This is a genomic window from Denitratisoma sp., assembly GCA_032027165.1.
Classification (GTDB): domain Bacteria; phylum Pseudomonadota; class Gammaproteobacteria; order Burkholderiales; family Rhodocyclaceae; genus Desulfobacillus.
Map to the genome: position 1 here is coordinate 669606 of JAVSMO010000001.1, position 19049 is coordinate 688654.

Below are 19049 nucleotides of genomic sequence, written 5' to 3' on the forward strand. Positions count from 1 at the left end.
CCATTCAGGAAGCGCGGGTGTAGGACACGAGTTCCTGGCGGTCCGAGCGCACGATGCGTCCGCGCATGCGCCACCAGGCCTCCATGGCAATGAAGCGGTTCACCTTGTCCGGCGCCACCCAGAACTTCCATTCGGTCTGCTGCGATATGCCGAGCACCCAGCCGTTGGCCTCGATGCGGAAGCAATCGAAGGTGCCGGCAGGCACGGTGATGGTTTCCCGCGCGACGACCTTCAGGTCGAGTTCGACGGTGTCCTGTCCCCCTTTGGCGAAGTTGATCGCGTATCGCGTGCTCCATTTCTTGCCCAGGTGGTATTCGCTGATGAACATCTGGCTGGGGCCGAAACTCGCCCCGTCCGGACGCTTGATGAGGTTGCCGAGCAGGTCGGTGACGAGGGCGCCGTTGTTGTAGATCACCTTGTCCTCGGCGACCTCGCTGACGGTGCTGACGAGCTTGCGGTTCTCGACCTTGGTCAGCAGGTCGAGGGAACGGTAGACGTAGCGGTCGCCGACGCGGTAGCCGAGGTCGATGACGCCGGTGCCCTTGGTGAAGGGGTTGGCCGCCGTGTTGACGAGACTGACTTTCTTCTCGCCCTGCTTCGCCAGCATGCGGTCGAGGCGCACGGCGGCGAGCTCGGAGAAATGGCCGCTCGGGTAGCGGCGCAGGTAATCCTCGACGGCGGCGATCTGGCCGGCCTGCTGGACTCTCTCCCAAATGGCGGCTTCCTCGGCGAACTGGCGTGCGAGCTCTTCCTCGGACAGCTTCTTCAAGCTGGCCGGCGGCAGGAAATAGAAATCCTCCTCGAGCGAAGTGCTCTCCCAGGGGACTTGCTGGCCCTGCGAGGCGCGCCGCACCGCCAGGCGCACGCGCTTGAAGATGTCCTCGATCTTGGCTTCCGGCGTATGGATCTCGCGCAGCAGGTTCTCGGTGTACAGGCCGTTGCTGCCGCCGCCGTCCGAGGCGACGTTGCCCGGCGCCGTGGCGTAGGCGAGCAGGGTGCCGATGGGGGCGTCCATCTGGCTGAGGCCCTTGCCGGATTTCAGGGTGCCGCCGAAGGGGTTGTCGCGGCAGGCATCCAGGATGACGATGTTCATGGGGTTGCCGGCCTTTCCGATGCCGCCGAGCAGGGCCGCCAGGTCGACGGTTTGCGCCGGGATGTCGTCGACGCGGTCGAGGCTGGCATCCACCGGCACGAGGAAGTTGCGCCAGCTCACCTGCAGGCCGTGGCCGGCGAAGTAGAACAGGCCGACGCCCTTGCTCTTCGCCAGCTGCTCGCTGTAGCTGCGGATGGCGTTTTCCATGGCGGCCTTGCCGGTGTCGAGCTGCGAGATGACGGAAAATCCCATCTTCTTCAGGTTGTCGCCGATGGCCGCCGCGTCGTTGGCGGGGTTCTTGAGCGCCGCTTCCTTGTAGCGGCTGTTGCCGATCACCAGGGCCACCCGGGGCAGGGCGTTCAGGGTCGAGGCGGTCGAGCCGAAGGCGAGGCGGTTCCAGGGGAGCAGCGAAGCGGCAGAGAGGGCCGACAGGCGCTGCAGGGCAAGGCGGCGATTCATGGCAATTCCTTAACGGCCTTTTTTCAGCAGTGAGACGACGCCGATGAGGATCAGGATCAGCGGCCACCACTTGGCGAGCAGGGCCTTCAGTTCGCCCAGCGGCAGGATGCCCAGGTTGGAGAGCAGGAGGAGGCCGCCGACGACGATGAGGACGATGGGCCAGAAAGTGCCGCGCATGAGCGATTCTCCGATGAAAGGACAGTTGGGTGGGACAAGTAACATGATAGCCCAAGCCTGCGGCACCCGATTGCCCACAGTTTGCCCACCGCCTCTCCACAGCTTATCCACCGGCTTTCAAGGCTTATCCACCGCTTATCCACTCGCCACGGCCGGATTGCGCGGGTAAACTGGCCCACCTAACCGCACATCGATCCCATGGCCCAGGCACGCGCATTCAACTCCCAGCAATCCGGCGATCCGCAACTCGCGGCGCTCAAGCTGCCGCCCCATTCGATCGAGGCCGAGCAGTCGCTGCTGGGCGGCCTGATGCTCGACAATGCCGCCTGGGACCGCATCGCCGACCAGGTCTCCGAGGCGGACTTCTACCGCGACGACCACCGCCGCATCTTCCGCCATATCGCCCGCCTGATCGAGGCCGCCCGCCCGGCCGACGTGGTGACGGTATACGAGTCGCTGGAAAAGGCCGCGGAAGCGGAACAGGCCGGCGGCATGGCCTACCTCGGCGAGATCGCCAACAACACGCCGTCGGCCGCCAACATCAAGCGCTACGCCGAGATCGTCCGCGAGCGGGCGATCCTGCGCAAGCTGGTGGCGGTGGGCGACGAGATCGCAGCCAGCGCCCTGAATCCCGCCGGCCGCGAGGCCAAGGCCCTGCTCGACGAGGCCGAGTCGAAGGTCTTCGAGATCAAGGACGCCGGCTCGCGCACGACGGAGGGCTTCACCGCCATCCAGCCGCTGCTGGGCCAGGTGGTCGACCGCATCCAGGAACTCTACGACCGCGAGCATCCCTCGGACATCACCGGCATCCCGACCGGCTTCCACGACCTCGACATGAAGACCTCGGGCTTCCAGCCCGGCGACATGGTCATCGTCGCCGGCCGGCCCTCGATGGGCAAGACCGCCTTCGCCCTCAACATCGCCGAGCACGTCGCCCTGGAGTCCAAGCTGCCGGTGGCGATCTTCTCGATGGAAATGCCGGGCACGCAGCTCGCCATGCGCTTCCTGTCCTCGGTCGGCCGGCTCGACCAGCACCGCGTGCGCACCGGCCGGCTCAACGACGACGAGTGGCAGCGCATGACCTTCGCGCTGGGCAAGCTGCACGAGGCGCCGATCCACATCGACGAGACGCCGGCCCTGAATTCCACCGAGCTGCGTGCCCGCGCCCGCCGCCTCTACCGCCAGTGCGGCAAGCTCGGCCTGATCGTCATCGATTACCTGCAGCTGATGTCCTCGGTGCGCGACGGCGAGAACCGCGCCACGGAGATCTCCGAGATCTCGCGCTCGGTGAAGGCCCTGGCCAAGGAACTGCACGTGCCGGTGGTGGCGCTCTCGCAGCTCTCGCGCAACGTCGAATCGCGGCCGAACAAGCGCCCGGTGATGTCCGACCTGCGCGAATCCGGCGCCATCGAACAGGACGCCGACGTCATCATCGCCATCTACCGCGACGAGGTGTACAACCCCGATTCGCCGGACAAGGGCTCGGCCGAGATCAACATCCTCAAGCAGAGGAACGGCCCCATCGGCACGGTGCGCGTCACCTTCCTCGGCGAGTACACCCGCTTCGAGAACTTCGCGGCGCAGGGATCCTACTAGCCGATTCAACCCAACCGGCCGGCCGGCCGTTAAACTCCCTGACAAACGGGGAGGGTCCGTCATGCGCCGCCTGCTGCTTGCCTGCTGCATGTTGTTTGCCTGCCTGGGCGCTTATGCCCAAGGCCCGTCGACGTCCGCGTCAAGCAATCTCGCCGGCAAAGTCGAACTTGTCGAAGGCGACGTGACGGTCACCGACCGCGCCAGGCAGTCGCGCCGCGTTGCCGTCGGCAGCACGGTCTTCGAGGGTGAGAGCATCGCCACCGGCCAGGACGGCGAATTGCACGTCAGCATGGAGGACGGCGGCTTCATTGCCGTGCGCCCAAACACGAAGATGAGCATCGCCGCCTACCGGGCGGAGGGCGACGACAAGGACAAGGGCGTCTTCAGCCTGTTGCAGGGCACCTTTCGCTCGGTGACCGGCTGGATCGGCAAGTACAATCCGCGCAGCTACCAGGTGCGCACCCCTACCGCCACCATCGGCGTGCGCGGCACCGACCACGAACCGCTGGTCATCCCCGAGGGGGCCAAGGAAGGCGACCCGGGCAGCTACGACAAGGTCAATGTCGGCGGCAGCTATATCCAGACCCGGCACGGCAGCATCGACGTGAAGCCCAACCAGGCAGGCTTCGCGCCCTTGAGGGGGCGGCCGGTGCCGCGCATCCTGCCCCAGGTGCCGGCCTTTTTCAAGGCGACGCGGCATGAAGCGGTCATTGCCGCGCGGCACGAAGCCGTGCGCAAGGTGATCGACCAGCGCCGTGACGACCGCCGCAAGGTCCTGCAGGAGAAGAAGGTTCAGTTGGACAAGCAGAAGGCCGATCGGCAAAAGGCGGTGCAGGAACGCAAGCGGGAACAGGATGCGCAGCGCCTGAAGCAGCGCGATGAGCGCAGGAAGCAGCAGCAGGACGGCCAGCAGAGGCGCCAGCAGGAACGCGGCCTGCAGCAGCGCGATGAGCGGGAACGGCGTTCTGCCGGTGCCGAGGACCGGCGCCAGCGCCGCGACGGGCAGCTGGAGATGCGTCCGCAGGAACGCGAAATCCGTGGCCGCGATCGCGACCGGCCGCAGCGCAACATCGACCGGGACCATGGTCCGCGCGGCGGCGGGCGCGGGCGGGACTGATGTAGGTCGGCCTCCAGGCCGGCGGCGGCGGTCGATCAGGCGACATGGTCGGGCCGAAGCCCGACCTACAACACCTCAGCCGCGTGGTCGGCCAGACGCGAGCGTTCGCCGCGCATCAGCGTGACGTGGCCGCTGTGCGGCCAGCCCTTGAAGCGGTCCACCACATAGGTCAGGCCCGAACTGCCCTCGGTGAGATAAGGCGTGTCGATCTGGGCGATGTTGCCGAGGCAGACCACCTTGGTGCCGGGGCCGGCGCGGGTGATCAGCGTCTTCATCTGCTTCGGCGTCAGGTTCTGCGCCTCGTCGATGACCAGGTACTTGTTGAGGAAGGTGCGGCCGCGCATGAAGTTGAGCGACTTCACCTTGATGCGCGAGCGGATCAGGTCGCGCGTGGCGGCGCGGCCCCACTCGCCGCCGTCCTCGGAAGGCTTGTTGAGCACGTCGAGATTGTCCTCCAGCGCGCCCATCCAGGGCGTCATCTTCTCCTCCTCGGTGCCGGGCAGGAAGCCGATGTCCTCGCCGACCGGGACGGTGACGCGGGTGAAGATGATCTCGCTGTAGAGCTTGGTTTCCAGCGTCTGCGTCAGGCCCGCGGCCAGCGTCAGCAGGGTCTTGCCGGTGCCGGCCTGGCCGAGCAGGGTGATGAAGTCGACCTCCGGGTCCATCAGCAGGTTGAGGGCGAARTTCTGCTCGCGGTTGCGCGCCATGATGCCCCAGACGTTGTTCTTCTGGTGGCTGTAGTCCTTCAGCGTTTCCAGCACGGCGGACTTGCCGCTCTTYTCGCGCACGATGGCCTGGAAGGGRCGCTCGCCGTCCTGCCAGAGGAAYTCGTTGATGAGCAGRTCSGSGCAGACCGGMCCCTTGATGCGGTAGAGCGTGTGGCCCTCCTGCTTCCAGGAYTCCATGTCCTTGCCGTTGGCCTCCCAGAAGTCGGCCGTCATCTCGCGCGTGCCGGTGTACAGGAGGTCGGTGTCCTCCAGCACCTTGTCGTTGTAGTAGTCCTGCGCATCCAGGCCGAGGGCGCGGGCCTTGATGCGCATGTTGATGTCCTTGGAGACCAGGATCACCGAGCGCTTCGGATGCTTGTCGATCAGATGCATCATCACGCCGATGATCTGGTTGTCGGCCTTGGCGGTGGGCAGGGTCGCCGGCAGGGTGCCGTTGATCGGCTCGGTCTGCATGAAGAGGCGGCCGGTGGCCAGTCCGCTGGACGGATCCTCGAGCGGGATGCCCTTCTCGATGCGGTCCTCGAAGCCGCCGACGATGCCGTCCAGCATGCGGCTGGCCTGGCGGGCGTTGCGCGCCACTTCCGACATGCCCTTCTTGTTGTTGTCGAGCTCCTCGAGGGTCATCATCGGCACGAAGACGTCATGTTCCTCGAAGCGGAACAGGCTGGTCGGGTCGTGCATGAGGACGTTGGTGTCGAGGACGAACAGCTTGGTGGCGGGGTGTTTCTTGGCGTTCATTGATCTCTCTTGAGGGATTTCACGGATTCGAGGACTTCGGCGGCGTGTCCCGGCGCCTTGACGCCGCGCCACTCGCGCCGCAGCACGCCGTCGCCGTCGATGAGGAAGGTGCTGCGCTCGATGCCGCGCACCGGCTTGCCGTAGAGCACCTTCTGTTTGATGACGCCGAACAGCGTGCAGGCCTTTTCCTCGCTGTCGGAGAGCAGCTCGAAGGGCAGCTTCAGCCTGGCCTTGAAGCCCTCGTGCGACTTGAGGCTGTCGCGCGAGATGCCGAAGACTGCGCAGCCGGCCTTGCGGAACTGCGCGTGCAGGTCGCGGAACTCGCCGGCCTCGGTGGTGCAGCCCGGCGTGTTGTCTTTCGGATAGAAATACAGGACGAGGGGTGTGCCGCGCGCCTGGGACAGGGAGAAGATCTGGTCGCCTGTCGACGGCAGGGTGAAATCGGGTACGGGCTTGTCTGGCATGAGCGCCTGCATTGTTGATGAAATCCGTCGCGCGCGCAAGCGCGCCGGATTACGGTTTCGTTACGCCGCTGCCAGGAATTCCGGCCCCTGCAGCATCAGGCTGCCGGCGCGGCCCGCCACCGTGCCGCGCACCACCTCATGTCGCGGCAGGCGGCTGGCGTCGATCGATTCGAGCAGGCCGCCCAGGGAGACCAGTTCGTAGCCCTGGGCCTTCCATCCTTCCAGCAGCTTGACGAAGACCGGCAGCAGCCGCTGGCCTTCCAGTTCGGCCCGCAGGGTGAAGACATGGCCGGTCGACGGCGCCTCGGCGGTGAGCGCCAGCAGGCGCTCGTGTACCGTGTCGACGCTGCAGCCGTCGCGGTCCAGCAGCTCGTCCAGGGCCGGCAGGGTGGTCGGCAGCTGCGGACAGAGGACGACTTCGCCATCCCAGACCGGAATGTAGGGGTGGGTGCCGCGCGTGTCGGAGGCGAAGCCGAACCCCAGGCGCTGGGTCAGGCGCAGGGCATGCCGGTTCATCTGCCAGCCGGCGGCACCATGGAACCTCGGCGCTTCGCCGAAAATCTTCTCGTAGCGCGCAATCGCGCGCTGCATCTGGCGCTCAGTCCAGCCGGGGGCGGCCGTTTCGGCGCTTCGCTGCCAGGCGGCGCCGTCCCAGCCCATCACGCCGGCGTCGAAGCCGGCATCGCGCACGCCGCGCAGGATGCCCGCGCAACGGCGGCCGATGTCGGGGGCGGGCAGCAGCGTGCCGTAAAGGAGGGTTGCCAGCCCGTAGCGGCTCGTGGCCGAGGCGCCGCGGCGGGAGGCCGCCAGCAGTGCGCCCAGCTGTCGGCCGCTGTGATCCGGACCGAGGTTGAAGAAAAAGCTCGCCTGCGCTTCGGCGCTGCGCAGGGCCTCGACCAGCTGCGGCACGCCAACCAGGCTGCCGCGGAAGGTGGCGGCATCGATTTTCAGGGCAAGTTTCACGATGGAGTGGATTCGATGAGCAGGGCGGCGGCCACTTGCCGGCCTTCCGCCATCAGGATGTTGAAAGTGCGGCAGGCGGCGGGCAGGTCCATCACCTCGTAGCCGATCCGCGCCTCGATCAGCGGGCGCAGCAGGCCGGGCGCGGGGAAGCGCTGGCGGTTGCCGGTGCCGAGCAGGAGAATCTCCGGCCCCAGCGTACGGATCACCTCGAAATCCTGCTCCGCCAGCGCCTCGAAGCCGCCGGTGCCCCAGGATTCGACGATGCGGTCGGGCAGCAGGATCAGGCCGGCTTCGTAATGCCGGTGGTTGATGGCGACATAGCCCGCACCGTAGCCGGTGACCAGGTTGCGGCTGCTAGGGTTGTCGAGGTGCAGTTTCATGAAGCGGTGCTAGCACACTGATTTGTCTGGAAGTCGGGTAACATTATAGCCTTGATGCTGCACTGCCATATTCGGGGAATTGCCATGCAACCGGTACTCAAATCGACCAAGCTCGCCAACGTCTGCTACGACATCCGCGGACCGGTGCTGGCGCGCGCCCGCCAGATGGAGGAGGAAGGCCACCGCATCATCAAGCTGAACATCGGCAACCCGGCGCCGTTCGGCTTCGAGGCGCCGGAAGAGATCGTCGTCGACGTCATCCACAACCTGCGCGAGGCCTCCGGCTATTCCGACTCGAAGGGCCTCTTCGCCGCGCGCAAGGCGATCATGCACTACTGCCAGGAGAAGCGGATCGGCGGCGTCGGCATCGACGACATCTACATCGGCAACGGCGTTTCCGAGCTGATCGTCATGGCCATGCAGGCCCTGCTCAACAACGGCGACGAGGTGCTGCTGCCGGCGCCCGACTACCCGCTGTGGACGGCGGCGGTGAGCCTCTCCGGCGGCACGCCGCGGCACTACCTCTGCGACGAGGGCGCCGGCTGGCTGCCGGACCTCGCCGACATTCGCGGCAAGATCGGCCCGTCGACCCGCGCCATCGTGCTGATCAACCCGAACAACCCGACCGGCGCGCTGTATCCGGACGCCCTGCTGCGCGAGATCATCGAGATCGCCCGCCAGCACCAGCTCATCATCTTCGCCGACGAGATCTACGACAAGGTGCTCTATGACGGCGCCACGCATACTTCGATCGCCTCCCTCGCCGACGACCTGCTGTTCGTCACCTTCAACGGCCTGTCGAAGAACTACCGCGCCTGCGGCTACCGCGCCGGATGGATGGTGGTCTCCGGCGAGAGGCGCCACGCGCGCGACTACATCGAGGGCCTCGACATGCTGGCCTCGATGCGGTTGTGCTCCAACGTGCCGGGCCAGTACGCCATCCAGACGGCGCTCGGCGGCTACCAGAGCATCGTCGAGCTGGTCGCGCCGGGCGGGCGCCTGTCGAAACAGCGCGACCTCGCCTGGGAACTGCTCACGCAGATTCCCGGCGTCAGCTGCTACAAACCCAATGCAGCCCTCTACCTGTTCCCGCGGCTCGATCCGAAGCTGTACCCGATCGCCGACGACCAGCAGTTCATCCTCGAGCTGCTGCTCGAGGAGAAGGTGCTGCTGGTGCAGGGCAGCGGCTTCAACTGGCCGAACCCCGACCACTTCCGCGTCGTCTTCCTGCCCAATGTCGACGACCTGCGGGAAGCCATCGGCCGCATCGCGCGCTTCCTCGAGCACTACCGCAAGCGCCACGGCACATGAACCCGGCGGAACGGCGACCCGCGCGGACGCCGTCCCGCCGCGACTGACTTTTCTTTTTCGGCAAAACATATGAAACCCATCAACGTAGGCCTGCTCGGCATCGGCACCGTCGGCGGCGGCACCTTCACCGTCCTCCAGCGCAACCAGGAGGAGATCACGCGCCGCGCCGGCCGGCCGATCCGCATCTCCGTCGTCGCCGACAAGAACCTCGAACTGGCGAAGCAGGTCACCGGCGGCGCCTGCCGCCTCACCGACGACGCCTTCGCCGTCGTCGCCGACCCGGAAGTCGACATCGTCGTCGAACTGATCGGCGGCTATGGCGTGGCGAAGGAACTCGTATTAAAGGCCATCGAGAACGGCAAGCACGTCGTCACCGCCAACAAGGCGCTGCTCGCCACCCACGGCAACGAGATCTTCGCCGCCGCGCAGAAGCAGGGCGTGATGGTCGCCTTCGAGGCGGCGGTGGCCGGCGGCATTCCCATCATCAAGGCGCTGCGCGAGGGCCTCACCGCCAACCGCATCGAGTGGATCGCCGGCATCATCAACGGCACCACCAACTTCATCCTCTCGGAGATGCGCGACAAGGGCCTGCCCTTCGAGACGGTGCTGAGGGAGGCGCAGCGCCTCGGCTACGCCGAGGCCGACCCGACCTTCGACGTCGAGGGCGTGGACGCCGCGCACAAGCTCACCATCATGTCGGCCATCGCCTTCGGCATCCCGATGCAGTTCGACAAGTGCCATATCGAGGGCATCACGAAGCTGCAGGCCGAGGACATCCGCTACGCCGAGCAGCTCGGCTACCGCATCAAGCTGCTCGGCATCACCAAGCGCAAGCCGGACGGCGTCGAACTGCGCGTGCACCCGACGCTGATCCCGTCGAAGCGCCTGATCGCCAACGTCGAGGGCGCCATGAACGCCGTGCTGGTGAAGGGCGACGCCGTCGGCGCCACGCTCTACTACGGCAAGGGCGCCGGCGCCGAGCCGACCGCCAGCGCCGTCATCGCCGACCTGGTGGACGTCACGCGCATGCACACCGCCGACCCCGAGCACCGCGTGCCGCACCTCGCCTTCCAGCCCGACGCCGTGAAGGCGATCCCGGTGCTGGCGATGGGCGAGGTGGAGACCTCCTACTATTTCCGCATGCGCGTCGAGGACCGCCCCGGCGTACTCGCCGACATCACGCGCATCCTCGCCGACCAGCAGATCTCCATCGACGCCATGATCCAGCGCGAGCCGGCCGAAGGCGAGGAGCAGACCGACATCATCATGCTCACCCACCTCACGCGCGAGAAGAACATGGAGGCCGCCGTCGCCCGCATCGAGGCGCTGCCGGTGGTGAAGGGCAAGGTGGTGCGCCTGCGGCTGGAAGAGCTGAACTGATGAAGTACGTCTCGACCCGCGGGCAATCCCCCGCCCGGGAATTCTGCGACATCCTCCTCGGCGGCCTGGCGCCCGACGGCGGGCTTTACCTGCCGGAGGCCTATCCGCAGGTCTCGCGCGCCGAGCTGGACGAATGGCGCGCGCTGCCCTACCACGCGCTGGCACTGCGCGTGCTGGAAAAATTCATCACCGACATCCCGGCCTGCGACCTGAAGACGCTGGTCGACCGCACGTACACGGCGCAGACCTACCGCTGGTGCCGACCGGGGCGCGACGCGGCGGACATCACGCCGCTCACCACGCTGGAGCCGGGACTGCACCTGCTGGAGCTGTCGAACGGGCCGACGCTGGCCTTCAAGGACATGGCCATGCAGTTGCTCGGCAACCTGTTCGAGTACGTGCTGGAAAAGCGCGGCGAGACGATCAACATTCTAGGCGCCACCTCGGGCGACACCGGTTCGGCGGCCGAGTACGCCATGCGCGGAAAGCGCGGCGTCAAGGTCTTCATGCTCTCGCCGCACGGCCTGATGAGCGACTTCCAGCGGGCGCAGATGTATTCGCTGCCGGATGCCAATATCTTCAACATCGCCATCCGCGGCATGTTCGACGACTGCCAGGACATCGTGAAGGCCGCCTCCAACGACGCCGGCTTCAAGGCGAAATACAAGATCGGCGCAGTGAACTCGATCAACTGGGCACGTGTCGCGGCGCAGATCGTGTACTACTTCAAGGGCTACTTCGAGGCCACCCGCTCGAACGACGAGGAAGTCGCCTTTGCCGTGCCCTCGGGCAACTTCGGCAACATCTGCGCCGGCCACGTCGCCCGCATGATAGGCCTGCCGGTCGCGAAGCTGGTGCTGGCCACCAACGAGAACGACGTGCTCGACGAATTCTTCCGCACCGGCGTCTACCGGCCGCGCGCGACGGCCGAGACGCGCGTCACCTCGAGCCCCTCGATGGACATCTCCAAGGCCTCCAATTTCGAGCGCTTCGCTTTCGACCTGGCCGGGCGCGACGCAGCGGTGGTGCGGGAATGGTGGGCGAAAGTGGACGCGGGCGGCAGCTTCGACCTGCGCGGCACGCCGTACCACGCCCGTCTGCCGGAATTCCGCTTCGCCTCCGGTACCAGCAGCCACGCCGACCGCCTGGCGACGATCCGTGACACCTTCGGGAAATACGGCGTGATGATCGACCCGCACACCGCCGACGGCCTCAAGGTGGCGCTGGCGCACCGCGAAACCGGCGTGCCGATGGTGGTGCTGGAGACGGCGCAGCCGGTGAAGTTCGCCGAGACCATTCGCGAGGCGCTCGGCCGCGAGCCGGGCCGGCCGCGCGAACTGGAGGGCATCGAGGCCCTGCCGCAGCGGGTCGAGGTGATGGAGGCGGATGCCGGGGCGGTGAAGGCCTTTATTGCCGCCCGGGCCTGAGCGCGGGCGGCCGCCCGCGCGGGGAGTTCGCTACAGGTAGATGACGGCCGGGAAGACCGTCACGGCCAGGACCAGGATCAGCCATTCCAGGTTGTGGCGCGCGAGAAAACCGGTGAAGTGCAGGATCAGGACGGTGATGGCGACGACGTAGTAGAGGATGAACAGCATCTAAAGCTCCCTGGTTCTGTCCGAGCCGCCGTTCGGCGGCGACTGACTATCGCTGATTTATACCTGTTTAACCCTGTCCAGGCAAGCCGGATGGCCTTTCGACGTGGCGCAGGGACAGGTCGATCGCCCGCACGTCCTTGGTCAGTCCGCCGATGGAGATGCGGTCCACGCCGGTTTCGGCGATCGCCCGCACTTTCGACAGATCCACCCCGCCCGAGGCTTCCAGCACCGCGCGGCCCGCCGTCACGGCGACGGCCTTGCGCATCTGCGCCAGGTCCATGTTGTCGAGCAGGATCATCTTCGCCCCGGCGGCCAGCGCCTCGCCGAGCTGCTCCAGGTTTTCCACCTCGATCTGGATGAACACGCCTTCCGGCGCCAGAGCCTGCGCCTGCGCCAGCGCCGGCGCCACGCCGCCGGCGGCCATGATGTGGTTTTCCTTGATGAGGATGCCGTCGTAGAGGCCGAGGCGGTGGTTGCTGCCGCCGCCGCAGCGCACGGCGTACTTCTGCGCCAGGCGCAGGCCGGGCAGGGTCTTGCGCGTGTCGACGATCTTCGCCCGCGTGCCGGAGACGGCGTCCACGTATTTGCGCGTGACGGTGGCGGTGCCGGAGAGCAATTGCAGGAAATTCAGTGCCGGCCGCTCGGCGGTGAGCAGCGCCCGCGTGTCGGCCTCGATCTCGCAGAGCATCTGGCCGGCGTGGATGCGCGCGCCGTCGACGGCGTGCCAGCGGATGCGGGCTTGCGCGTCCAGCTTGCGGAAGCAGGCGTCGAACCAGCCGGCGCCGCAGAGGACGGCCTCCTCGCGGCTGACGACGATGCCGCGCGCCGGCTGGCCGGCGGGCGTGAGCAGGGCGGTCAGGTCGCCGCTGCCGATGTCCTCGGCCAGCGCGGCGGCAACGTTGCGTTCGATCTCTTCGGGAAGGCGGGCTGCTAATTCCATGGCGAATGCCCTATGATTGAGGCCGATTCTAACATCCGGAGGGAAGCGCCATGTCGGGCCTCGTCAGCGTTCTTTCCGTCAGTGCCGGCACGCTGCTGGCCATCATCCTGTTCCTCGCCCTGGTGTTCTGGTACGTCAAGGACATCACGCAGAAGAAGCACACCGTCCTGCGCAACTACCCGATCATCGGCCGCCTGCGCTACTTCTTCGAGCAGCTGGGCGAATACTTCCGCCAGTACTTCTTCACCGGCGACCGCGAGGAGATGCCTTTCAATCGCTCCACCCGCGCCTGGGTCTACCGCCTGGCGAAGAACGAGGGCGGCGTGATCGGCTTCGGTTCCACCTACAACCTGCGCGAGCCGGGGGCGCTGGTGTTCGTCAACGCGCCCTTCGCCGTGCTCGAGGAAGACCAGCTGCCGACGCCGCCGCTGGCCATCGGCGAAGGCTGGTGCGAGCGGCCCTTCCTGGCGCGCTCGGTGGTGAATATCAGCGGCATGAGCTACGGCGCCATCTCGAAGCCGGCCGTGCGGGCGCTGTCGCGCGGCGCAGCGGCGGCCGGCTGCTGGATGGACACCGGCGAGGGCGGCCTGTCGCCCTACCACCTCGAGGGCGGCTGCGACGTCATCATGCAGATCGGCACCGCCAAGTACGGCGTGCGCGACGCCGACGGCAAGCTGTCGCTGCAGCGGCTGCGCGAGCTGGCCGCGCACGAGAACGTGCGCGCCTTCGAGATCAAGCTCTCTCAGGGCGCCAAGCCGGGCAAGGGCGGCGTCCTGCTCGGCGCCAAGGTGACGGAGGAGATCGCGGCGATCCGCGGCATTCCGGTCGGCGCGGATTCTCTCAGCCCGAACCGCCACCGCGACGTCGCCAATGCCGACGAACTGCTCGACATGGTGGCGCGGGTGCGCGAGGCGACCGGCAAGCCGGTCGGCGTGAAGACGGCCATCGGCGGCTGGAACTTCATGCGCGAGCTGTGCGAGGCGGTGGCGCGGCGCGGGGCTGCCTATGCGCCGGACTTCATCGCCGTCGACGGCGGCGAGGGCGGCTCGGGCGCGGCGCCGCAGGCGCTGGCCGACCACATGGCGCTGTCCATCGACGAGGCCCTGCCGCGGGTGGTGGATGCGCTGATCGAGACCGGCCTGCGCGACCGCGTGCGCGTCATCGCCGCCGGCAAGCTGGTGACCTCGGCGCGCGCCGCCTGGGCGCTCGCCGCCGGCGCCGACTTCGTGAACACCGCGCGCGGCTTCATGTTCGCGCTGGGCTGCATCCAGGCATTGCGCTGCCACGCCAACACCTGTCCGACCGGCGTCGCCACGCACAACCCGCGACTGCAGCGCGGCCTCGTCGTGGAGGACAAGGCGCAGCGCGTCGCCCATTACTGCCGCAACATGAACAGGGAGATCGACATGATCGCCCACTCCTGCGGCCTTCACCAAGCCCGCGAATTCCGCCGCGAGCACGTGCGCATCGTCCAGCCGGGCGGGCAGAGCGTCGCCCTCAACATGCTGTATCCCTATCCCGCGGCGTCGGCTTGAGCCGGCCTGCGCCGCTCCCCCAGGGCCAGCCACAGCCCGCTGGCGGCGATGACCGCCATGCCGGCCGCCGACAGGGCGTCGGGGATGTGGCCGAACACCAGCCAGCCGAGCAGGCCCGCCCAGATCAGCTGCGTATAGCCGAAGGGCGTCAGCGTCGAGGCCGGCGCCAGGCGGAAGGCGCGGATCAGGATGAAATGCCCGACGCCGCCGTAGAAACCCAGGGAGGCGATCTGCAGCCATTGCTGCGGGCTGGGCGAGAACTCGAACCAGAACCAGGGCAGCGCGAGGCTCATGACCGCCGTGCCGACCAGCGCCGTGTAGAAGAGCAGCGTCAGGGGGTGCTCGGCATGGCTCAGGCGCCGTGTCAGGAGCTGGTAGGCGGCATAGCAGGCGGCACCGGCCAATGCCCACAGGACGCCCGCCATTGTGAGCGCGCCGCCGGGCCGGGCGATCAGGATCACGCCGGCGAAGCCGACGACCACTGCCGCCCAGCGGCCGGCGCCGATGCGCTCGCCGAGAAAGGGGCCGGCCAGCAGCGTCACCAGCAGCGGGGAGAGGAACAGCACCGCCGTCGCCTCGGCCAGCGGCATGCTGCGGAAGGCCATCATGGCGAAGCCGGTCGTCCCCACCAGCGCGAGCGCGCGCACGACCTGCAAGGCGAGGTTGTCGGTCCTCACCAGCCGGAGCCGCATCGAGGGTGCGACGAAAACCAGCATGATGGCGAAATGCAGGGTGTAGCGCGCCCACACCAGCAGCGGCACGGCGAAGGCGGCCGTCAGGTGCTTGGAGGTGGCATCCAGCAGGGCGAACAGCATCAGCGCCAGCATGAACAGGAGGATGCCGCGCAGCGGATGCTGCGCGGGAGAGGGAAGCGCCATCTCAGTTTCCGTTCCGGCCCGAACGGAGCCAGGCATTGAAGATATGCCGCGCGGCGTCGATGGTCTCGCCGGCGGTGAGGCCGGCCGGGCCGATGCCGCCGCCGACCAGCAGATCGGCCGCCAGGCCGTGCAGGTGCACGGCGCAGAGCGCGGCGAGGTCCGCTTCCCAGCCCTGCGCGAGCAGCGTCGCGGCAAGGCCGCTGAGCACGTCGCCCATGCCGGCGCTGGCCATGCCGGGGTTGCCGCTGGCGTTGATGAACCAATGGCCGTCCGGCGCGGCGATCACGCTGCCGCAGCCTTTCAGCACCGTCACCGCGTTCAGCTTGTCCGCCAGGGCGCACGCGGCACGCACGCGGTCGGCCTGCACCGCGGCGGCGTCGCCGCCGAGCAGGCGCGCCGCTTCGAGGGGATGCGGCGTGACGAGGGTCGGCGCGCTGCGCCGGCGCACCTGTTCCGTCAGCACCGGATGCGCTGCCAGCAGGTTCAGCGCGTCGGCGTCGAGCAGGAGCGGCAGCGGCGTGGCCACCGCCTGCCGGAGCAGATGGAGCGCCGCCTTGCCCTGGCCGAGGCCGGGACCGGCCGCCAGCCCCGTGGCGAGGCCGGCGGCGAGGATGTCCTGCGGCCGGCGCAGCATCAGTTCCGGCTGGCCGGTGTCGACCGCCGGGGCAAGGTCGTCGAGCAGGCCGACGAAGACGCGGCCTGCGCCCAGCTTCAGCGCGGCGCGGCCGGCGAGCAGGGCGGCGCCCGCCATGCCGGGCGCGCCGCCGAGGATGCCGACGCCGCCCATCATGCCCTTGTGGCTGTTCTTCGGCCGCGGCTTCAGGTGCGACGCGAACAGCGCCGGCGTCACCGTGCGCCCGCGCGGCGGCAGATCGCTTTCCGCCGCGAGGCCGAGGTCGCAGACGCTGATCGCGCCGCAATGGTCCGGCCCGTCCAGCGTGAGCAGCCCCGGCTTGAGGGCGATGAAGGTGGCCGTGGCGTCGGCGCGGACGGCGCAGCCCAGCACGCGCCCCGTGTCGGCGCAGAGGCCGCTCGGGACGTCGAGGGCGAGCACCGGGCAGCCGAGGCCGTTGATGCGCCCGACGAGCGCGGCGTAGGCGCCCTCGATCGGTCGCTGCAGGCCGATGCCGAAGAGGGCATCCACCGCCAGCGCAAAGGCGCGCTGCGGGATGTCTGGCAGGGTGGCGCCGCCCTCGTCGCGGAAACGGTCGAACGCCAGCCGCGCATCGGCCGGCAGTTTCGTTTCGTCGCCGACGAAGACGACGGCAGGTTCGATGCCGCGGCTGCGCAGCAGGCGGGCGAGGACGAAGCCGTCGCCGCCGTTGTTGCCCGGTCCGCAGACGATGAGCGGCGGCAGGCCGCTCTGGCCGAGCAAAGTCAGTGTCTGCGACACGGCGGCGCTGCCGGCGCGTTCCATCAGCGGCGGTTCGGCGCCGGCGTGGCGCGACTCGATGTCGCGGATGGCGGCGGCGTCGTAGATGGGCCGGGAAATGAGGTGCTCCATGGCGCAATGCTACCGCAATGCCGTCGTCGTGGAGGCCAGCAAGGCTTCCGCCTGCCTGGCGAGGCGGCGGTTGACCAGGTTGTTGGCGATCAGCGCGCCGACCACCAGCGCCGCGCCGGCGATCTCCGCCGGCAGCAGCGCATGGCCCTGCCAGACGGTGATGAGGAAGGTCACCACCGGCGCGAAGTTGGCGAACAGCGAGGCGTTCAGGGGGCCGAGCTTCGCCACCGCCATGTTCCACAGCAGCACCGCGCCGAAGGAGACGACGAAGACGATGAACAGCAGCGCCCAGAGCCTCTCGCGCAGGCCCTCGGCGGGCGGCGGCTGGCTGTGGCCGCTGCCCGTCGCCACGGCGGCGGCGAGCAGGATGGTCAGCCAGCCGAGGGCGGCGGAGAGCGCGGTGTAGCGCACCGGCGACCAGCGCGGGAACTGCTGCGCGCCGAGCGTGAAGGCGATCCAGCACCAGGAAGCGACGTAGGTGAGGCCGTTGCCCAGCGCGCTGCCGCCGCTGTAGAGTCGGGTGAATTCGCCCTGGCTGACCACCAGTGCCTCGCCGAGGATGGCGACGGCGATGCAGGTCAGCGTGGCCGCATGCGGGCGGTGGCGCGTGCGCAGCCACTGCCAGAGCACGATGTTGACCGGACCGAGGGCGAGGATCATGGCGCCATGCTCGGGCCGCGTCAGGCGCAGGCCCTCGTATACGAACAGGCTGAAGCCGGCGAAGCCGGCAGTGCCGTAGGCCCAGGCCTTCGCCGCCTGCCCGTCGAACGACAATGCGCGGCGTCCCTCGATCCAGGCCAGCGTGGCAAGGAAGCAGGCCGCCGCGACGCCGTAGCGCAGCAGCGTCAGCCAGTACGGGTCGATGACGGCCAGCACGATCTTGCTGACGGGCAGGAAGGCGCCCCAGATCAGCACCACGGCGCACATCAGCAGCGAGCCCTGGGCAAGGTCTCGCCTGTTCAATGCAGCGTCCTTTTTTGCATCGTGTCGTGCGGGAAGAGCGCGTCGAGGTCGCCGGCGTCGAAGCGGTATTCGCGGTTGCAGATGTCGTCGCGCACCACGATCTCTCCCTGCTCGGCGAGGATCGATTCGATTTCGGCGCGGCCGAGCGAGCGCAGCATCTCGCTCACCTTGTCGCGGTCCTCCGGACAGTCGTAGACGACCGGCTTCGGCTGGAACAGGCGCAGCGATTCCTCCGGAAACAGCCGGCCGAGCAGGGTTTCCATCGGCAGCGCCTGCATTTCCTGCGGCGTCACGGTCGCGGCGAGCTGTTCGACGCGCGCCCAGCCGTCGGGATCCTTCGCATCGGCACCGGGCAGCTTCTGCAGGAAAAGGCCGCAGGCGTACGCTTCGCCGGCCGCGAGCCAGAACCGCGCCGGCTGCTGCTCGGACTGGGCGAGGTAGTGCTCGAAGACCGCCGCGATGCTGTCGCCGGCAACGGGCACCAGGCTCTGCCAGGGCTCGCGTGCCGCCTCGTTCTGCAGGATCAGGGACAGCCGCCCGTCGCCGAACAGCCGCGAGACGGGCGCCCGCGCGACTTCGGCTTCGGCCTTCGCCATGCCGCGCAGATGCAGCTCGGCGGTGCAGTCGATCACCAGCATGCGGACCGGACCGTGGCCCTGCAGCTGGAAAGTGAGCCGGCCGGGCTGCTTCAGGTTGCCGGCGACGAGCACGGCCGTCGCCGTCATCTCGCCGAGCAGGTCGCGAACCGTTTCTGCGTAGCCGCGTCCCGCCTGCAGGCTGCGCCAGGACTCGCCCAGGCGCACGAAGGCGCCGCGGATGTCGAGTTCCTCGAGGAGGAAGCGGGCGACGAAATCCGAGCTCACTTCAGCTTTTTTGCGAATTCGTCGGCGTCGAAGCCGATCAGCAGCGTCCTGCCGGTTTCGACGATCGGCCGCCGGATCATGCTCGGATTCTCCAGCATCAGCGCGAAGGCCTTCTTCTCGGTGAGGTTCGCCTGCTTCTCCGGCGGCAGCTTGCGGAAGCTGGGGCCGCGCGTGTTGATCAGCTTCTCCCAGCCGGCCTGTGCCGCCCATCTTTTCAGCAGGGCGGCATCGGCGCCGAGCTTTTTGTAGTCATGGAAGTCGTAGGCGATGCCGCGGCCGTCGAGCCAGGCGAAGGCCTTCTTCATGGTGTCGCAGTTCCTGATGCCGTAAACGGTTGTCATGTCCCGATTTCCCCTGGTCGCCCA

19 protein-coding genes are annotated in these 19049 nt (G+C 68.0%); 6 read left to right on the plus strand and 13 right to left on the minus strand.

Annotated elements, in window-relative coordinates; genetic code table 11:
• Window positions 1-4: 4 nt before the first annotated feature.
• Entirely contained in the window at window positions 5-1552 is a 1548-nt protein-coding gene (locus ROZ00_03215) for a caspase family protein (protein MDT3735217.1), read from the minus strand.
• Between the two features lie 9 nt (window positions 1553-1561).
• Window positions 1562-1729 carry a DUF5668 domain-containing protein gene (locus ROZ00_03220; protein ID MDT3735218.1) on the minus strand — a complete coding sequence of 56 codons (168 nt, stop codon included), beginning with the start codon at window positions 1727-1729 and terminating at the stop codon, window positions 1562-1564.
• A gap of 198 nt (window positions 1730-1927) precedes the next feature.
• Between ROZ00_03220 and dnaB the strand changes: the two genes are divergently transcribed.
• The gene (gene dnaB / locus ROZ00_03225; protein MDT3735219.1) at window positions 1928-3325 is read left to right on the plus strand and encodes a replicative DNA helicase; all 1398 of its coding nucleotides are present in this window, start codon (window positions 1928-1930) and stop codon (window positions 3323-3325) included.
• A gap of 61 nt (window positions 3326-3386) precedes the next feature.
• A complete protein-coding gene (locus tag ROZ00_03230) occupies window positions 3387-4442 on the plus strand; it encodes a FecR domain-containing protein (protein MDT3735220.1) in 1056 nt (351 codons plus the stop codon).
• Window positions 4443-4507: 65 nt separating this feature from the next.
• On the opposite strand, the gene ROZ00_03235 is transcribed toward ROZ00_03230, so the two are convergent.
• The 4 genes from ROZ00_03235 to ROZ00_03250 are packed head-to-tail and all read right to left on the minus strand — an operon-like array spanning window position 4508 to window position 7715.
• Window positions 4508-5908, minus strand: coding sequence for a PhoH family protein (locus ROZ00_03235; GenBank protein MDT3735221.1), 1401 nt, complete (start codon window positions 5906-5908; stop codon window positions 4508-4510).
• Window positions 5905-6372 (minus strand): peroxiredoxin, encoded by a 468-nt coding sequence (locus tag ROZ00_03240; protein MDT3735222.1) that lies wholly within the window; start codon window positions 6370-6372, stop codon window positions 5905-5907. The genes ROZ00_03235 and ROZ00_03240 overlap by 4 nt, the downstream gene beginning before the upstream one ends.
• A gap of 60 nt (window positions 6373-6432) precedes the next feature.
• On the minus strand, window positions 6433-7335 hold the full coding sequence (locus tag ROZ00_03245; protein ID MDT3735223.1) for a 4-deoxy-4-formamido-L-arabinose-phosphoundecaprenol deformylase: 903 nt from the start codon (window positions 7333-7335) through the stop codon (window positions 6433-6435).
• A complete protein-coding gene (locus ROZ00_03250; protein MDT3735224.1) occupies window positions 7332-7715 on the minus strand; it encodes an Mth938-like domain-containing protein in 384 nt (127 codons plus the stop codon). Before ROZ00_03250 ends, ROZ00_03245 begins: the two co-directional genes overlap by 4 nt.
• Window positions 7716-7799: 84 nt before the next feature.
• On the opposite strand from ROZ00_03250, the gene ROZ00_03255 reads away from it, so the two are divergent.
• The 3 genes from ROZ00_03255 to thrC all read left to right on the plus strand — a co-directional run bounded on the left by ROZ00_03255 (window position 7800) and on the right by thrC (window position 11833).
• Window positions 7800-9026, plus strand: coding sequence for a pyridoxal phosphate-dependent aminotransferase (locus ROZ00_03255; GenBank protein ID MDT3735225.1), 1227 nt, complete (start codon window positions 7800-7802; stop codon window positions 9024-9026).
• Between the two features lie 69 nt (window positions 9027-9095).
• The gene (locus ROZ00_03260) at window positions 9096-10406 is read left to right on the plus strand and encodes a homoserine dehydrogenase (protein ID MDT3735226.1); all 1311 of its coding nucleotides are present in this window, start codon (window positions 9096-9098) and stop codon (window positions 10404-10406) included.
• A complete protein-coding gene (thrC, locus tag ROZ00_03265) occupies window positions 10406-11833 on the plus strand; it encodes a threonine synthase (protein MDT3735227.1) in 1428 nt (475 codons plus the stop codon). Before ROZ00_03260 ends, thrC begins: the two co-directional genes overlap by 1 nt.
• Window positions 11834-11863: 30 nt before the next feature.
• Here thrC and ROZ00_03270 read toward each other — a convergent pair whose 3' ends face one another.
• Window positions 11864-12001 carry a hypothetical protein gene (locus ROZ00_03270; GenBank protein ID MDT3735228.1) on the minus strand — a complete coding sequence of 46 codons (138 nt, stop codon included), beginning with the start codon at window positions 11999-12001 and terminating at the stop codon, window positions 11864-11866.
• Window positions 12002-12068: 67 nt separating this feature from the next.
• Complete coding sequence (gene nadC / locus ROZ00_03275; GenBank protein ID MDT3735229.1) at window positions 12069-12941, minus strand: carboxylating nicotinate-nucleotide diphosphorylase; 873 nt, start codon at window positions 12939-12941, stop codon at window positions 12069-12071.
• A gap of 50 nt (window positions 12942-12991) precedes the next feature.
• Between nadC and ROZ00_03280 the strand changes: the two genes are divergently transcribed.
• Complete coding sequence (locus tag ROZ00_03280; GenBank protein ID MDT3735230.1) at window positions 12992-14476, plus strand: FMN-binding glutamate synthase family protein; 1485 nt, start codon at window positions 12992-12994, stop codon at window positions 14474-14476.
• Here ROZ00_03280 and ROZ00_03285 read toward each other — a convergent pair.
• Genes ROZ00_03285 through ROZ00_03305 form a run of 5 tightly spaced genes read right to left on the minus strand, consistent with a single transcriptional unit; the run spans window position 14455 to window position 19025 of the window.
• The gene (locus ROZ00_03285) at window positions 14455-15354 is read right to left on the minus strand and encodes a DMT family transporter (protein MDT3735231.1); all 900 of its coding nucleotides are present in this window, start codon (window positions 15352-15354) and stop codon (window positions 14455-14457) included. The two genes, ROZ00_03280 and ROZ00_03285, sit on opposite strands and share 22 nt — an antisense overlap.
• Before the next feature lies 1 nt (window position 15355).
• The gene (locus ROZ00_03290; GenBank protein MDT3735232.1) at window positions 15356-16858 is read right to left on the minus strand and encodes an NAD(P)H-hydrate dehydratase; all 1503 of its coding nucleotides are present in this window, start codon (window positions 16856-16858) and stop codon (window positions 15356-15358) included.
• A 9-nt stretch (window positions 16859-16867) separates the two neighbouring features.
• Window positions 16868-17821 carry a DMT family transporter gene (locus tag ROZ00_03295; GenBank protein ID MDT3735233.1) on the minus strand — a complete coding sequence of 318 codons (954 nt, stop codon included), beginning with the start codon at window positions 17819-17821 and terminating at the stop codon, window positions 16868-16870.
• Window positions 17818-18684, minus strand: a complete 867-nt coding sequence (locus ROZ00_03300) for an Hsp33 family molecular chaperone HslO (GenBank protein MDT3735234.1) — start codon at window positions 18682-18684, stop codon at window positions 17818-17820. Before ROZ00_03300 ends, ROZ00_03295 begins: the two co-directional genes overlap by 4 nt.
• Window positions 18681-19025 (minus strand): arsenate reductase, encoded by a 345-nt coding sequence (locus ROZ00_03305; protein MDT3735235.1) that lies wholly within the window; start codon window positions 19023-19025, stop codon window positions 18681-18683. The genes ROZ00_03300 and ROZ00_03305 overlap by 4 nt, the downstream gene beginning before the upstream one ends.
• Between the last annotated feature and the right edge of the window lie 24 nt (window positions 19026-19049).

Bases quoted from the DNA above. Each gene is read 5' to 3' on its own strand.
- ROZ00_03215 (MDT3735217.1), bottom strand. From the start codon at position 1,552: ATGAATCGCCGCCTTGCCCTGCAGCGCCTGTCGGCCCTCTCTGCCGCT.
- ROZ00_03220 (MDT3735218.1), bottom strand. From the start codon at position 1,729: ATGCGCGGCACTTTCTGGCCCATCGTCCTCATCGTCGTCGGCGGCCTC.
- dnaB (MDT3735219.1), top strand. From the start codon at position 1,928: ATGGCCCAGGCACGCGCATTCAACTCCCAGCAATCCGGCGATCCGCAA.
- ROZ00_03230 (MDT3735220.1), top strand. From the start codon at position 3,387: ATGCGCCGCCTGCTGCTTGCCTGCTGCATGTTGTTTGCCTGCCTGGGC.
- ROZ00_03240 (MDT3735222.1), bottom strand. From the start codon at position 6,372: ATGCCAGACAAGCCCGTACCCGATTTCACCCTGCCGTCGACAGGCGAC.
- ROZ00_03250 (MDT3735224.1), bottom strand. From the start codon at position 7,715: ATGAAACTGCACCTCGACAACCCTAGCAGCCGCAACCTGGTCACCGGC.
- ROZ00_03255 (MDT3735225.1), top strand. From the start codon at position 7,800: ATGCAACCGGTACTCAAATCGACCAAGCTCGCCAACGTCTGCTACGAC.
- ROZ00_03260 (MDT3735226.1), top strand. From the start codon at position 9,096: ATGAAACCCATCAACGTAGGCCTGCTCGGCATCGGCACCGTCGGCGGC.
- thrC (MDT3735227.1), top strand. From the start codon at position 10,406: ATGAAGTACGTCTCGACCCGCGGGCAATCCCCCGCCCGGGAATTCTGC.
- ROZ00_03270 (MDT3735228.1), bottom strand. From the start codon at position 12,001: ATGCTGTTCATCCTCTACTACGTCGTCGCCATCACCGTCCTGATCCTG.
- nadC (MDT3735229.1), bottom strand. From the start codon at position 12,941: ATGGAATTAGCAGCCCGCCTTCCCGAAGAGATCGAACGCAACGTTGCC.
- ROZ00_03280 (MDT3735230.1), top strand. From the start codon at position 12,992: ATGTCGGGCCTCGTCAGCGTTCTTTCCGTCAGTGCCGGCACGCTGCTG.
- ROZ00_03285 (MDT3735231.1), bottom strand. From the start codon at position 15,354: ATGGCGCTTCCCTCTCCCGCGCAGCATCCGCTGCGCGGCATCCTCCTG.
- ROZ00_03290 (MDT3735232.1), bottom strand. From the start codon at position 16,858: ATGGAGCACCTCATTTCCCGGCCCATCTACGACGCCGCCGCCATCCGC.
- ROZ00_03305 (MDT3735235.1), bottom strand. From the start codon at position 19,025: ATGACAACCGTTTACGGCATCAGGAACTGCGACACCATGAAGAAGGCC.